The organism is Pyxidicoccus sp. M6 (assembly GCF_055568925.1).
In genome coordinates, this window is the sequence record NZ_CM145714.1 from 897,733 (window position 1) to 912,367 (window position 14,635).

A 14,635-nucleotide genomic window follows, 5' to 3' on the forward strand; every position below is an offset into this window, starting at 1 on the left:
CGTGGGTGAAGCACTCCGCGCTCACTGGGGCGAGTACTGGAACCCGGCGGACACCGAGTTCGACACGCCACTCGTGCCCAGCCACTGCCGGGCCACGTCGAGCCCGATGCGCAGGTTGTAGCCGTTCAGGAAGTACGACGCGGACAGGTCCACGCCCTTCACGTCCGAGAGCTGCGGCGAGAAGCTGCTCGCGAACGCCTGCTCCCAGCGCACGCCGAACTGCGTCTTCCCCGGGCCCAGCTTCAGCCGGGGAAGGTACGCGGCGGTGATGGCGTATGCCCGCCGGTACGGCCGGTGCTCGTCGTACTGGTAGTACGCCGCGTCGAACGTACCGGTGCCGGCGGTTCCGAAGGTCTTCTCGGCGAAGACATCCGCCGTCACCGCCGAGAGGTTGTCCACCTGCGTCGGCGCGGCGGTCCCCGGCGCGGGGGCCGGCGTGCCCGGGGCCGGAGCGGGCGTCCACGTCCGTCCCTTGTGCTGGTACTGCATGGCCACGCCGAACGCGAGCACGTCCTTCTCACCCAGGTACGAGCTCTGCACGAAGTAGCCGGGCTCACGGTCCAGCAGGCTGACACTCACGCGGCCGGTGAAGCGCGGAGCCACCTCGCTGCGCTCGAGCTGGTGCGCCATGAGGTGATACTTGAACAGGCCCTTGGCCATGGAGCCCCAGACGGAGAGGCCCGTGTCGCGTCCGAAGGGACCGTTCTCACCGCCGACGCGGCGGGCGCCACCGTAGATGCCCGGATAGTCCCAGATGAGGTTGCGGAACGGGCCGCTCAGGTTGAAGCGGTCGAAGGGCACCACGAACCGGCCCGCCCAGATTTGCAGCGAGTCGGCCACCTTGAACATGCCCGCCGCGTCGAGCAGCTTCGCCTGCGCCGAGTCGAAGTTCTCCGCGTAGCCCACCGCGCTGAACACATACGAGAACCACGGCGAGAGCTGCCCGCCCACGCCCGGCACGGCCAGGATGGAGTCGAGGCGGTAGTCGTCGAGCAGCGTGTGACGCGGCCCGCCCTTGGCCAGCGTATTCACACGGACCTGGAGGCGGAACGTCAGCGGAGGCGCCGCGGGGGGCGACGCCGGCAGCACGGACGTCGGCGCGGGCGCCGCGGCAGCCGGCTGAGCGGCGGAAGGCTGTGCCGCGGCGGCCGAGGTGGGAGCGGCCTCCTGGGCTGCCGCGGGCTGCTCCGCGGTGGACTGACCGGCGGCGACGGAGGCGGGAGCAGCCTCCTGCGCGGCAGCGGCTTGCGCTGCCGGCTCAGGAGTGGCCGTGGCCCCGAGAGGTGCCAGCAACAGCGCGAGCGTGGTGGGAACGGCTAGGACGGGCATGGCTCGGGGACGGTTCATGGGCGCGGGCTTCCGCTCAGAAGCTCTTGAGCTTCATGACCTGGGTCCGTTCCATGAACCCGGTGGCGAAGTACGCCTTCGTGTAGTCCTTCTCGATGTGGACACGCAGCGCCTCCCTGTTCTCGAAAATCTCCCAGAGCACGAACCGGCCCGGGTTCTCGAGGTCCTCGAAAATCTTGAACAGGATGCAGCCGGGCTCCTCCACCGTCTTCGCCACGACCTCCCGCAGGGCCACCTTGAGCTCGGCTTCCTTGCCGGGCCGCGCGGTGATGAAGGCCGTCATTTCCAGTCGTTCGTCCGCCATGTCACGTCTCCAAAAAGGCAACGGCCGATGCACAGCACCGGCCGGGAAGGGTTACGGCCGATGTCATACACCGGCCGCGAGGGTCAGCGGCCGATTCCCTGCATCGCCGCTTCGGGGTAGCGCGTGCCCACGACCTGCGACGCGTCGATGGTGCGAGTGATTCGCTCGACTTCCTCGGCGCTGAGCTGGATGGAGCCCGCCCCGAAGTTCTCGATGAGGTACTTCTCGCGGCGCGTGCCGGGGATGATGTGGATGTGCTCCCCGCGCGCCAGCACCCAGGCCAGGGCGAGCTGCGACGGCGTGCACTTCCGCTCGGCGGCAATCTCCTGCAGCTTCGCCACCAGCGCCAGGTTGCGGTTGAAGTTGTCCCCGGCGAAGCGCGGGAGGAACTGCCGCACGTCCCCGTTCTTCTTCACGTCGTTGGGCTTCAGCTCCGCGGTGAGCAGGCCCCGGCTCAGCGGGCTGTACGCCACGAAGGCCACGCCCAATTCCTTGCACGTGGGCAGCAGCTCCGCCTCCGGGTCCCTCGACAGCAGCGAGTACTCCGTCTCGATGGCCGCAATCGGGTGCGTCTTGTGGGCCCGGCGCAGCGTCTCCACGCTGACCTCGGACAGGCCCAGGGCGCGCACCTTGCCGGCCTTCACCAGCTCGGCCATGGCGCCCACCGTCTCCTCGATGGGCACGTTCGGGTCGCGGCGGTGCACGTAGTACAGGTCGAGGTAGTCCAAGCCCAGCCGCGCGAGGCTCTTGTCACAGGCCTCGCGCACGTACTCGGGGCGGTTGTTCACCGTGCGGGACAGGCCACCGGGCCCGTCGCGGACGATGCCGAACTTGGACGCCAGGAACACCTTCTCCCGGGGCACCGTCTTCAGGAAGCGGCCGAGCAGCTGCTCGTTGTGGCCATTCCCATACATGTCCGCCGTGTCGAAGTGCACGTAGCCGAGCTCGAACGCCTTCGACAGGATGCGGAGGTTCTCCGCCTCGTCGGAGTCGCCGTAGAACTCGCTCATGCCCATGCAGCCCAGGCCCACCCGGGGCACGGTGCTCTGGCCCAGCTTGCCCGTCCACACGGTGTTTCCCGCCTTCGTCATGACTTTCCTCCCGCGAGTCCGTCGCCACGCACGGCGCCGGCCGCCAAGCTCTCCGCCTTTGCCTTCTGCCCCGCGCCGAGCGAGCCCAGCACGAGCGTGCCGAGCGTCGCCGCGCCCGCCGCGGCCATGACACCCTTCCAGCCCCAGCGCTGCCACACCGGGCCCAGCGTGTAGCTGCCGAAGCTGCCGCCGGACAGGCAGCTCAGGAGATACAGCGACGACGCCGCGCCCATCTGCTGCGGCGTAATCGCCGTGGTGACGTCGTAGAACACCGCCGGCTGGCACGCGTACACGCCGGTGTACATCAGCAGCACGCCGAACGTCACCGCGGGGATGTTCTGGAACACGAGCATGATGCCGAACGACACCAGCACCATCACCACGCCCGCGCGAATCACCCGGCTGGCGCCGTACTGCTGCGCCAGCGCGCCCGCCTTGGGCGCAATCACCGCGCCGCCGATGCCCGCCAGGCTCAGCCACCCGAGCTGCGCCACCGTCAGCCCGAACGGCGGGGCCACCAGGTAGAACGTCAGCATCGTCAGCGTGCCCAGGTACGCGAAGAACAGCAGGAAGCCCGCGAGGTAGCGCAGGACGATGCGCGGCATCGTCAGCAGCTTCAGCGTCCGCGTGTACTGGCCCGCCAGCGAGGGCTTGTCCCCGGGAATGGACGGCAGCGCCCGTGCGCGCACCAGCGCCACGGCTACCAGCAGCGCCGGCGCCGCGTAGCTCACCATGGCGGTCCGCCAGCCGAAGTGGCCGGTGAGGATGCCCAGCACCGTGCGGCCCACGATGAGGCCCGTCACGGTGGCGCTGAGGCACAGCCCCAGGTACGCGCCCGCCTTCCCCGGAGGAGCGATGCGCGTCATGTACGGGAACATGGGGCTGACCAGGCCCGCGGCGAACGCGCCCATGAGACACATGCCTGCGTTGAAGAGCGTGAAGTTGGGCGCCAGCCCGCACAGCGCCACGCTGCCCGCGAGCCCCAGCGCGCTGAACGTCGCCATGCGCGTGAGGCTCACCCGGTCCGTCAGTGGCCCGAGGAGGAAGAAGGCCACCGCGTACGCCAGGCTGCAGTAGCTGAACGAGACGCGGACGTCGGTGATGGGCAGCCCGAAGTCAGCCCCGATGAACTGGAAGATGGGCTGCACCATCACGATGGAGCCCAGCGCGAGCAGAATCGCCGCGCAGGGCGTGAGGACCGCCCACTTCGTGCTCTTTTCCGTGGTCATGGGGAGGCTAGCCTCGGGTCTCCAGCCCCTCGAACGGCGCGGGGCCGGACTTGAGCTGCGCGTGCACGTCGCCGCCCAGGCCGTGGTGGCCGATGGCGCCGCCGCAGCTCATCTGCGAGCTCATCCACAGCACGATGACGTCGATGAGCCGGTTGGAGTCCTTCCCCGGAGGGAACGGGTCGGGGATGCGCGCCCAGTACGTCGCCTTCCCGTTCGCGTCCGCGATGAACACGTTGGGGATGCCCAGCGGGCCCGGACGCTGCGTGTCCTTGGGACGGATTTCGTGCCGGCGCAGCCCCATCACCGTGTAGAGGCTGTGCGGAATCATCCCCTCGAACTCGAAGTAGAAGTCCGCGTAGTCATCCGCCACGTCCACCGTCATGGTGCCCTTGGCCTTGCACCACTGGCCAAGCGTAATCGGCTGGGTGATTTTGCGGCCGTCGATGGGGCGGTAGTCCGGGATGTACCCCTCGTGCAGCGGCAGCGACGGGCGCACGATGGAGTGCGCGTGCGGAAGCTGATCCGGCGCGAACACCATCGGGTAGTTGTTGCACGCCAGCGGCAGCGACACCGTGTAGAGGACCTCGTTGCTGGTGGCGAGCTCGTCCGTGGACAGGTAGCGGACCACCTTGTACGGGGCCAGCTTGCCGAACTCGGGGACGTGGCTCTGCGCGGACACGACGGCCGCGGTCCACTTCATCGTCAGGTCTTCCTGAATCACATTGCCGATGACGATGAAGTTCCCATCCTTGTCCATGATTTCGCTGGGCGGATAGGGAGGGCCCTGCGTGGTCAGCTTCAGCGACGAGACGTGCTTGGTGCCCATGGTGTCCCTCAGTGCCCCGCCAGCACGCGCCAGTTGCGCTCCCGGGCCACCTTCAGCATGGCCGGCGCTTCACCGACCACCACGGGGTTGCCGACCTTCTCCATGAAGCAGAGGTCGGACACGTGGTCGCCGTACGCATAGCAGGACTTCAGCTCGATGCCCTTCCCGTCGATGTAGCGCTGGATGGCGGTCCACTTGCCGTCGCCAATCACCTGCTGCAGGAGCACGCCGGTGTAGACGCCGTCCTTCACCTCCAGCTCCGAGCAGATGAGCCGGTCCGCGCCCACCATGTTGACGACGGGGCCGAGGATGTCCGCGAAGGAGCCGGACACCAGCACCAGCTCCGCGCCCTTCTTCTTGTGCTCGACCTGCTCGGTGTACGCGGACGAGATGAAGAGGTTGCCGGCCGCCAGCACGTCCTTCAGCCAGGTCCGGGCCGCCTCCTGGAGCTCCGCCTGGTTGATGCCCGCGAACATCTCGTAGAAGCGCTTGTTCAGCGCCGCGCGGTCCGCGGTGGGCGTGTTCGCGTCGTTGATGGCCTGGAACTCCTTCCGCTTCTCCTCCGCCTCCGGCCGCTTCGCGTAGGGCGTCTTGTAGAGGAAGTAGTCCATGAACGTGATCATGCTCTTGAAGCGGATCAGCGTTTCATCGACATCCGAGAACACGATGTACTTGTTGCTCATTGGGCCGGGGCTCCTGCTCAGGCGTCGTTTTCGTTGAGAGGCGAAAGGCTGGGCGTGTGCTTCACGAGCGCCATGCGGGACAGCAATCCCTCACGCGCGCTCAAGAGCGCCTTGTCGAAGGCGGCGTACTTGATGACACACTCGGTGATGGGCACCCCGACCTGGAAGAACTCCACCTTGATGTCGAGGAACACGGAGCCCGACTGGCGCGTGTCACCGCGCTCCGCGAGCACCTTCATGGTGAGGTCCGTCGGCAGCGGGAAGCCGAAGGTGTGATACGTGATGTTGTACTCGTTGAGCACGAAGTAGTACGGCCGGCCAATCTGCTCCAGCCAGAAGCGCTCCGTGGCCGCCAGCAGCATCTGCCGCGACGCCTCGAAGAACACCACGCCCTGCAGGTGGTGGCCCGTGACGTGGTCGGCCATCTCCGCGCAGTCGTCGTCCAGCACCAGGTACGAGCGGTACAGGTCCGCCTTCTCGTCCCGGAACGGCGTGGTGATGATGGTGTTGCGGTCGAAATGCTTGTGAGTGTACTTGCCCGGGCAGCGGTCGCGGATGCGCGCTTCCTGGATGGTGACGCGGCTCCTCGCGGGGCTCTTCTGGATGCGCTCCTCGAGCACCGCCAGCCGCTCCAGCGACACGCCCTGGCCAACGATGAGCGCGTGCGGCCGCTCCAATTCCTTGTCGAGCAGCTTTTCGAAGCTGGAGACTGTCATCACGCCCGGGTTCTCACCGGCGAAGGTGACGAACTTGTCGCCCACCACGTGAAGGATTTGAGGTGTCTCACGACCCGTTGTCTCGGATGAACGCGTATGCGTGGCGGAGCCCGGGCCGTCAATGGAGACGTCACCCAGCTCCGGACGCAGAGGTCGGTGTGAATCGAGTGTGAGCATGCGCTTTCCCCTCTTTTGAGACGGACAATTCCCCGAGAGCAGTTCTTGCTACGCACTGCGTCCCGGCGCACGCGCACCCGTTTATGTCCTCCATGGGATGTCATCCCGCGGATGACAGTGGGAATCCCTTATGCGGATCAGCCGTCATCGAATGGATGACATGAAAGGGTGCTCATGACGCGTCATGACAGGGTTGCTAGTGAATCGCCGCGAATCGGGAATCACCGGTGAGATGTGTTTCATCTCGCGAAGGTTTCCGCTTGGGGACGTTTCAAAAAGGGGTGAGTCAAAATGGCTGATGTTCAGTGGGTATTGGAGCGCCTGGAGTCTCACGGCACACAGCCTGCGCTGATCTGGGAAGACAGCGAAGTGTCCTACGCCTCGCTGGTGGAGCGGGTGAAAGGCTGGCTCACCGAGCTGAAGAAGCACGGCCTGGACGCGGGCAAGTCGGTGGCGCTGCGCGGGGACTACAACCCCGAGACGTGCGCCCTGCTGGTCGCGCTCATCCTCAATCACAATATCGCGGTGCCGCTCGCTCCGACGGTCAAGACGCTGAAGGAGTTCCTCGAGATCGCCGAGTGCGACGCGCTCTTCGAGTTCGAGGGCACGAAGCTCCTCGGCGTGGAGAAGCTCACCCACCCGACCGAGCACCCGTTCATCAAGCAGCTCAAGAGCCAGGGCGCGCCGGGCCTCATCCTGTTCAGCTCGGGCTCCACGGGGAAGAGCAAGGCGTCGCTGCTCGACTTCGAGCGGATGCTCCGGAAGTTCAAGAAGGTGCGCAACGGGCAGCGCACGCTGAGCTTCCTGCTGCTGGACCACATCGGCGGCATCAACACGCTGCTGCACGCGCTGACGTCGGGCGGCACCGTCGTCCCGCTGCGCGAGCGCACGCCGCAGGCCATCTGCACCGCCGTCCAGAAGCACAAGGTGCAGCTGCTGCCCACCACGCCCACCTTCCTCAACCTCCTGCTGATGTCCGAGGCGTACAAGCAGTACGACCTGTCGTCGCTGGAGATGATTACCTACGGCACCGAGCCGATGCCGGCCGCCACGCTGAAGCACCTCGCCGAGGTCTTCCCCCACATCAAGCTCAAGCAGACGTATGGCCTGTCCGAGCTGGGCATCCTCCAGACGAAGTCGAAGGACAACTCGTCGCTCTGGGTGAAGGTGGGCGGTGAGGGCTACGAGCTCAAGGTCGTCGACGACATCCTCTGGATTCGCGCCGAGTCCGCGATGCTGGGCTACCTGAACGCGCCCTCTCCGTTCAACGACGAGGGCTGGTTCATCACCGGCGACGCGGTGGAGGTGGATGGCGAGTACATGCGCATCCTCGGCCGCAAGTCGGAGATCATCAACGTCGGCGGCGAGAAGGTGTACCCCGCCGAGGTGGAGAGCGTCCTGCTCCAGTGCCCCAACGTCGCTGACGCGACTGTCGTCGGCAAGCCGAGCCCGATTACCGGCCACGTGGTGACGGCCCGCATCCGGCTGAAGGATGCCGAGGACCTGATGGCGCTCACCAAGCGGGTGCGCACGTTCTGCCGCGAGCGGCTGGCGCCCTACAAGATTCCCGTGGCGGTCGAGATTGTCGAAGGCCAGCTCCACGGTGACCGTTTCAAGAAGGCTCGCGCCGGCTGACACACACCGGGAGAAAGCAAATCGTGTCTACAAACACAGAGAGTCGTTCGAAGGTCGTCATCGTCAGCGGCGGCAGCCGCGGCCTGGGCCAGGCGCTCGTCACGGGCTGTCTGGAGCGGGGCTACACGGTGGCGACGTTCAGCCGCTCGGAGAGCCCGTTCATCAAGACGCTCACGCAGCAGGACCCCGAGCACAAGCGCTTCCTGTGGCAGTCCGTGGACGCCACGGACCCCGCCGCGCTCAAGGCGTTCGTCAACGAGGTCTCCTCGCGGTACGGCCGCGTGGACGCGCTCGTCAACAACGCGGGCGTGGGCATCGATGGAATCCTGCCCACGATGCGCACGTCCCAGATTGAGCAGGGCATCGACCTGAACCTGAAGGCGAGCATCTTCCTCATCCAGGCGTGCTCGAAGCAGATGCTGCAGCACCAGTCGGGCTCCATCATCAACATCTCCTCGGTGAACGCGATTCGCGGCCACTCGGGCGTCGCCGTGTACAGCGCGACGAAGGCCGCGCTGGACGGCCTGACGCGCAGCCTGGCGCGCGAGCTGGGGCCCAAGCACATCCGCGTCAACTCGGTGGCCCCGGGCTACTTCGAGAGCGAGATGGTGGCGGACCTCACGCCGGAGGCGAAGCAGCGCATCATCCGCCGCACGCCCCTGGCCCGCCTGGGCACGGCCGACGACATGGCCAACGTCGTGCTGTTCCTGCTGTCGCCGCAGGCTTCCTTCATCACCGGTCAAACCATCGTCGTCGACGGGGGCATCACATGCTGAACCAGGGTCCCAACAAGCAGGAGCTGCAGAAGCTCATCCAGGAGCACATCCGCCAGATTCTGGAGGAGAAGGGCGTTGCCGAGGGCAAGGTGCCCGAGATTGGCAACGAGAACCGGCTCGGTTCGGAGCTGGGCCTGTCCTCCCTGGACCTGGCGCAGCTCGTGGCCACGCTGGAGATGCGCCTGAAGGCGGACCCGTTCCAGGAGCTGGTGCCCATCACCAGCGTCCGCACCGTGTCCGACCTCATCGGCGCCTACGAGAAGTTCTTCTCTGGTGACTCGAGCGACGGCGGCCAGGCCGACGCGCTGCTCGAGAGCAAGCGCCGCGCCGAGGCGCGCCGCAACAACCGTTCCTGAACCACCACACCCCACACCCCAGCGCGTTCCCGCCCGCGCACCGAAGGCTTCGGTCATGAGCACCTCTGACAAACTTCAAGGCGTCGCAATCGTCGGCATGGCGTGCCGCTTCCCTGGTGCCAGGGATTTGGACGCGTTCTGGAAGAACCTGTGTGAGGGGCGCGAGTCCATCACCTTCTTCAGCCGCGAGGAGCTGGCCGAGGCGGGGATTCCCGCGCACATCCTGGACGCGCCGGGCTTCGTGCCCGCCACGCCGTACCTGGAGGACGTGGACCAGTTCGACGCCACGTTCTTCAGCGTCACCGGGCGGGAAGCGAACTTCATGGACCCCCAGCAGCGCCTCTTCCTGGAGGTGGCGTGGGAGGCCTTCGAGAACGCGGGGTATCACCCGGAGACCATCCGTGCGCCGGTGGGCGTGTTCGCCGGCTCGGGCGGTGTCGTCACCAGCTACCTCGCCGCGTACCAGGGGCGCGCGCCGGAGCTGCTCGGGCCCACGGGCAGCCTGCAGCACATCGGCAACGACAAGGACTTCGTCGCCACGCGCGTCTCGTACAAGCTGGACCTGAAGGGCCCCAGCATCAACATCCAGACGGCGTGCTCCACGTCGCTCGTGGCGCTGCACCTCGCGTGCAGGAGCGTGCTGGATGGTGAGTGCGACATGGCGCTGGCGGGCGCGTCCACCATCCGTTTCCCGCACAAGAACGGCTACATCTACCAGAGCGAGGACATCCTCTCTCCGGACGGGCACTGCCGCGCCTTCGACGAGAAGGCGCAGGGCACCATCTTCGGCAGCGGCGTGGCGGCGGTGCTGCTCAAGCCCCTGCGCGCGGCCGTGGAGGCCGGTGACCACATCTACGCGGTCATCAAGGGCAGCGCCATCAACAACGACGGCGGGCAGAAGGTCAGCTACGGCGCGTCGAGCGTCCCCGGCCAGGCCGCGGCGATGCTCGAGGCCATGACGGTGGCGGACGTGTCGCCCGACACCATCGGCTACGTGGAGTGCCACGCCACCGGCACCACGGTGGGTGACCCGTTGGAGGTGCAGGCGCTGACGCGCGCGTTCCGCACCGGCACCTCGCGCAAGGGCTTCTGCGGCATCGGCTCGGTGAAGACGAACATCGGCCACCTGGAGCAGACGGCCGGCATGGCCGCGCTCATCAAGACGGCGCTGGCGCTCAATCACCGCAAGATTCCCCCCTCCATCAACTTCGAGAAGCCGAACCCGAAGCTGGCGCTGCCGACGAGCCCCTTCTACATCCAGACGCAGCTCACCGACTGGGCGGCCAACCCCGAGCACCCTCGCCGCGCGGGCCTCAACGGCCTGGGCCTGGGCGGGACGAACGCCTTCGTGGTGCTGGAGGAGGCGCCGGAGCTGCCGTCGAAGAAGCGTGCCCCGACTCCGGAGGACCGGCCGCTGCACACGCTGGCCCTGTCCGCGCGCAGCGAGGCCGCCCTCACGCAGAGCGCCGGACGCTTCTCACGCTTCCTGAACGCCCACCCGGACGTGGACCTCGCGGACGTCTGCTTCACCGCGAGCACCAGCCGCGCGTCCTTCCCGAACCGCCTCGCCATCTCCGCACGCTCCACCCAGGAGCTGGTGACGCGCCTGGAGAGCGTGGGCCAGGAGGTGCTCGCGCCGGGCGTGGCCCTGGGCAACGGCAAGCAGCGCCTGGTGGCGTTCCTCTTCACCGGCCAGGGCTCGCAGTACGCGGGCATGGCTTCCGAGCTGTACCGCACGCAGCCCGTCTTCCGCGCCGCCCTCGACGAGTGCGACACGCAGTCCCGGGCGCACATGGACCGGTCGCTCTTGAGCGTGCTGTTCGCGGAGGGCGCGGACGCGCAGCTCGTCAATGAGACGGGCTACACGCAGATTGCGCTGTTCGCCGTCGAGTACGCACTGGCGACCCTGTGGCGCTCCTGGGGTATCAACCCCGACGTGGTGATGGGCCACAGCGTGGGCGAGGTGACGGCGGCCTGCGTGGCGGGCGTCATGGACCTGAAGGACGCGCTGCGGCTCATCTCGCACCGCGGCCGGCTGATGCAGGGGCTGCCTCGCAACGGCGGCATGGCGGCGGTGTTCGCCACCGAGGCGCGGGTGCTGGAGCTCATCGCGCCCTACGGCGGCAAGCTGTCCATCGCCGCGAGCAACGCGCCCCAGAGCACGGTGGTCTCCGGTGAGAAGGAGTCGCTCGCCTCGCTGCTCCTCACGCTGAGCACGCACAACATCGGCTTCAAGGAGCTGGTCGTCTCGCACGCCTTCCACTCGGCGCTGATGGACCCCATCCTCGACCAGCTCGAGGCGGTGGCCGCGTCCATCCGCTTCCGCAAGCCGAACATCAAGGTGGTGTCCAACCTCACGGGCACCTTCATGGAGGAGGCGCCCACCCCGCGCTACTGGCGCGAGCACGCGCGCGAGGCGGTGTGCTTCGCGAAGGGCATGCAGACGCTGCGCGAGGCCGGCATCGAGCTGTTCCTGGAGGTGGGCCCCGGTTCCAGCCTCCTGGGCCTGGGCCGGCAGTGCGTCCCCGACGCGACGGCCACGTGGCTGTCGTCCATCAGCCGCCAGAAGGGCGACTGGGACGTGCTCTCGGAGAGCCTGCGCGCCCTCTACGTGGGCGGACACGCGGTGGACTGGGCCGGCTTCGACAAGCCGTACGCGCGCAAGCGCCTGGCGCTGCCCACGTACCCGTTCCAGCGCAAGCGCTACTGGGTGACCGAGTCGCGCAGCACCGGCCCCGCCCAGCGCAACAAGGGCGGCCACCCGCTGCTCGGCGAGCGGCTGCGCTCCACGCTGAAGGAGGCCCAGTACGAGGCGCACTACAGCCTGGACGTGCTGACCTACCTGGATGACCACCGCATCTTCGGCCTGCCGGTGCTGCCCACCACGGCGGCGCTGGAGCTGGTGACGACGGCCGCCCGCCAGCACTTCGGCGTGGACGACGTGGTGATGGAGACCTTCCTCTACCGCGAGGCCATGGTGCTCCCCGAGGAGGGCCACCGCGTGGTGCACCTGGTCGTCTCGCCCGAGGGCGATGGCCGCGCCACCTTCAAGGTCTACAGCACCGACGAGCGGCCGGGTGCTCCGTGGATTCACCACATCGACGGCGAGCTGAAGCCGCGCCGTGACGCGAGCCCGCCGGAGCCGGCGTCGCTGGCGGCCCTGCGCGAGCGCTGCCTGAGGGCCGTGCCCGTCGACCGCTACTACCCGGCCATCCGCGCCATGGGCCTGGAGTATGGCCCTGCGTTCCGCGGCATCCAGGAGCTGTGGCAGGGCGATGGCGAGGCGCTGAGCCACGTCCGCCTGCCGGAGCACGTGCCGGCCCAGCCCTACACCGTCCAGCCCGCGTTCCTCGACGCGTGCCTCCACATCTACGCCGCGCTGGCGGAAGCCAACGGCGACTTCACCGTCCCGCCGGATGACCTCACGCGGTGCTTCCTGCCCATCAGCATGGAGCGCTACCACACGCTGGAGTCGGGCGTGCGCGAGGCCTGGGTCCACGCGGTGCGCCGCCCCGGCGCGACGCCGGACGTGATGACGGTGGACATCCACCTCTACGCGGAGGACGGCCGTCCGCTCGCGGTGATGCAGGGCCTCCAGGTCCGCCGCCTCACCCGCGAGGCCATGCAGCCCACGGCCACGGTGACGGACCCGCTGCTCGACTCGCTCTACCAGCGCACGTGGGAGGAGCGTCCCGCGCTGGCGCCGGTGGCCCGCGAGAAGGACGCGCTGGCCAACCGCTGGCTCATCCTCGCGGACCGGGGCGGCGTGGGCAGCGCCCTCGCGGAGCAGCTCCGCGAGCTCGGCGAGAAGGTCCACGTCGTCTACCCGGACCTGACGCTGGTGGTGGGAGACCGCCGCAAGCCCATCGCCGCGGACGAGCCGGGCCTGTTCCACCGGATGGTGCGCGACTACTTCGGCGTGCCCGGTGTCTCGTACCGCCACGTCGTCCACCTGTGGGGCCTGGACGCGCCGTCCACGGAGTCGCTCACGCTGGAGCAGCTCGCCGCCACCGAAGGCGGCACCGTGGGCAGCGCGCTGCTGCTGATTCAGGCCGTGTCCGTCGTCAACTCGGTGACGGGCGCCTCGCCGCGCCTGTGGTTCGTCACGCGCAACGCGCAGGCCGCCACGCCGGGCCAGGGCGCGGAGGTGGCACAGTCGCCGCTGTGGGCCCTGGGCTCCGCCATGGCCCTGCGCCACGCGGACCTGTGGGGCGGCATGGTGGACCTGGAGCATCGCGAGGCCACCAGCCCCGCGGCGGATGCCACCGCGCTCCTGTCGGAGTTCTGGCACTCGGACGGTGAGGACCAGGTCGCGCTGCGTGGCGGCAAGCGCCTCGCGCCCCGGCTCACCCGGGTGAACAAGCCGAAGCCCGCGCAGGACGGCTCGCTCTTCCGCAACGACGCGACGTACCTCATCACCGGCGGGCTCGGCGCCACGGGGCTCCAGCTCGCGGAGTGGATGGTGGCCCACGGCGGCGCGCGCAACCTGCTCCTCGCGGACACGCGTCCGCTGGACGAGCCGCGCAACCGCGCTGTCGAGGCGCTGGTGAAGCGTGGCGCGAAGGTCCACGTGTCGCAGGTGGACGTCACCCGCGAGGCCGATGTGAAGCGCCTCTTCACCGAGGAGCTGAAGGCCCTGCCCGCGCTCAAGGGCGTCTTCCACTCCGCGGCCGCGCGGCAGGACGACCTGCTGGACATGATTGTCTGGAAGAAGTTCTCCGGCGGCATGGCCCCCATCGCGAAGGGCGCCTGGCTGCTGCACCAGCACACGCAGGAGCTGAAGCTCGACCACTTCGTGCTCATGGGCTCCGTGCTGAGCTGGCTCGGCTCGGACGGGCGCGCCAACGAGGCCGCCGGCAGCGCCTTCCTGGAGGCGCTGGTGCAGGCCCGCAGGGCGAAGGGGCTGCCCGGCACCGTCATCCAGTGGGGCCCCTGGGAGCTGTCCGGCAGGACGGCCGTGCGCGGTGACCTCGCCAACGGCGTGCAGGCGGTCCAGCCCGTGCATGCGCTGGAGGCGGTGGACTACGTGCTGCGCCACGGCCTGGAGCACGCCGGCGTGACGCTCATCGACTGGACGGCGTGGACGCAGCAGTTCAAGGGCGGCGCGCCGACGCTCTACTCGAACCTGGGCAAGGGCGGCCAGCGCAAGCGCCGCGCGCAGCGGGCGGGCGAGGACCCGCGCATCCTCCTGCAGCGCATCCAGGTGGCGCCGGAGAGCGAGCGCCGCGGCGTCATCATCGAGGTGGTGCGCAAGCAGGTGACGGACGTGCTGGCCGCGGACGAGCTCGTCGCCATCGACGCGCCGCTGGTGAGCTTCGGCCTGGACTCGCTCGTCTCGGTGAACCTGGTCAACCGCCTGGAGCCCGCGCTGGGCGTGGCGGTGCCGCTCGCCAAGCTGCTGCAGGGGGCCAGCGTCCAGAGCCTCGTGGACGACCTGTTCCCCGCGCTGCGCCCTGAGGCCAGCAAGGCCGCGTGAGCCACGGACGATTCACAGG

11 protein-coding genes are annotated in these 14,635 nt (G+C 68.4%); 4 read left to right on the forward strand and 7 right to left on the reverse strand.

The window, feature by feature from the left end:
• Positions 1-21 precede the first annotated feature (21 nt).
• The 7 genes from ACVTJA_RS03865 to ACVTJA_RS03895 all read right to left on the reverse strand — a co-directional run bounded on the left by ACVTJA_RS03865 (position 22) and on the right by ACVTJA_RS03895 (position 6,244).
• Positions 22-1,347, reverse strand: a complete 1,326-nt coding sequence (locus tag ACVTJA_RS03865) for a hypothetical protein (protein WP_465833867.1) — start codon at positions 1,345-1,347, stop codon at positions 22-24.
• A gap of 16 nt (positions 1,348-1,363) precedes the next feature.
• Positions 1,364-1,651 carry a putative quinol monooxygenase gene (locus ACVTJA_RS03870; RefSeq protein ID WP_465833868.1) on the reverse strand — a complete coding sequence of 96 codons (288 nt, stop codon included), beginning with the start codon at positions 1,649-1,651 and terminating at the stop codon, positions 1,364-1,366.
• Positions 1,652-1,734: 83 nt separating this feature from the next.
• Positions 1,735-2,742, reverse strand: coding sequence for an aldo/keto reductase (locus ACVTJA_RS03875; RefSeq protein WP_465833869.1), 1,008 nt, complete (start codon positions 2,740-2,742; stop codon positions 1,735-1,737).
• The gene (locus ACVTJA_RS03880; RefSeq protein WP_465833870.1) at positions 2,739-3,971 is read right to left on the reverse strand and encodes an MFS transporter; all 1,233 of its coding nucleotides are present in this window, start codon (positions 3,969-3,971) and stop codon (positions 2,739-2,741) included. The genes ACVTJA_RS03875 and ACVTJA_RS03880 overlap by 4 nt, the downstream gene beginning before the upstream one ends.
• Positions 3,972-3,978: 7 nt before the next feature.
• Positions 3,979-4,797 carry a hypothetical protein gene (locus ACVTJA_RS03885; RefSeq protein ID WP_465833871.1) on the reverse strand — a complete coding sequence of 273 codons (819 nt, stop codon included), beginning with the start codon at positions 4,795-4,797 and terminating at the stop codon, positions 3,979-3,981.
• An 8-nt stretch (positions 4,798-4,805) separates the two neighbouring features.
• Positions 4,806-5,480: an HAD family hydrolase gene (locus ACVTJA_RS03890; protein WP_465833873.1), complete on the reverse strand. Its 675-nt coding sequence runs from the start codon at positions 5,478-5,480 to the stop codon at positions 4,806-4,808.
• 17 nt (positions 5,481-5,497) lie between these two features.
• On the reverse strand, positions 5,498-6,244 hold the full coding sequence (locus ACVTJA_RS03895) for an AfsA-related hotdog domain-containing protein (protein WP_465833874.1): 747 nt from the start codon (positions 6,242-6,244) through the stop codon (positions 5,498-5,500).
• Positions 6,245-6,742: 498 nt separating this feature from the next.
• Here ACVTJA_RS03895 and ACVTJA_RS03900 point away from each other — a divergent pair, with 498 nt between their 5' ends.
• Genes ACVTJA_RS03900 through ACVTJA_RS03915 form a run of 4 tightly spaced genes read left to right on the forward strand, consistent with a single transcriptional unit; the run spans position 6,743 to position 14,616 of the window.
• On the forward strand, positions 6,743-8,008 hold the full coding sequence (locus tag ACVTJA_RS03900; RefSeq protein ID WP_465833876.1) for an ANL family adenylate-forming protein: 1,266 nt from the start codon (positions 6,743-6,745) through the stop codon (positions 8,006-8,008).
• 23 nt (positions 8,009-8,031) lie between these two features.
• Positions 8,032-8,784, forward strand: a complete 753-nt coding sequence (locus ACVTJA_RS03905; RefSeq protein ID WP_465833877.1) for an SDR family NAD(P)-dependent oxidoreductase — start codon at positions 8,032-8,034, stop codon at positions 8,782-8,784.
• Positions 8,778-9,140, forward strand: coding sequence for an acyl carrier protein (locus ACVTJA_RS03910; protein ID WP_465833879.1), 363 nt, complete (start codon positions 8,778-8,780; stop codon positions 9,138-9,140). The genes ACVTJA_RS03905 and ACVTJA_RS03910 overlap by 7 nt, the downstream gene beginning before the upstream one ends.
• Positions 9,141-9,195: 55 nt before the next feature.
• A complete protein-coding gene (locus ACVTJA_RS03915; protein WP_465833880.1) occupies positions 9,196-14,616 on the forward strand; it encodes a type I polyketide synthase in 5,421 nt (1,806 codons plus the stop codon).
• Positions 14,617-14,635: the final 19 nt, after the last annotated feature.

Coding starts and splice junctions, on each gene's coding strand:
- ACVTJA_RS03865 (WP_465833867.1), bottom strand. CDS start 1,347: ATGAACCGTCCCCGAGCCATGCCCGTCCTAGCCGTTCCCACCACGCTC.
- ACVTJA_RS03870 (WP_465833868.1), bottom strand. CDS start 1,651: ATGGCGGACGAACGACTGGAAATGACGGCCTTCATCACCGCGCGGCCC.
- ACVTJA_RS03875 (WP_465833869.1), bottom strand. CDS start 2,742: ATGACGAAGGCGGGAAACACCGTGTGGACGGGCAAGCTGGGCCAGAGC.
- ACVTJA_RS03880 (WP_465833870.1), bottom strand. CDS start 3,971: ATGACCACGGAAAAGAGCACGAAGTGGGCGGTCCTCACGCCCTGCGCG.
- ACVTJA_RS03885 (WP_465833871.1), bottom strand. CDS start 4,797: ATGGGCACCAAGCACGTCTCGTCGCTGAAGCTGACCACGCAGGGCCCT.
- ACVTJA_RS03890 (WP_465833873.1), bottom strand. CDS start 5,480: ATGAGCAACAAGTACATCGTGTTCTCGGATGTCGATGAAACGCTGATC.
- ACVTJA_RS03910 (WP_465833879.1), top strand. CDS start 8,778: ATGCTGAACCAGGGTCCCAACAAGCAGGAGCTGCAGAAGCTCATCCAG.
- ACVTJA_RS03915 (WP_465833880.1), top strand. CDS start 9,196: ATGAGCACCTCTGACAAACTTCAAGGCGTCGCAATCGTCGGCATGGCG.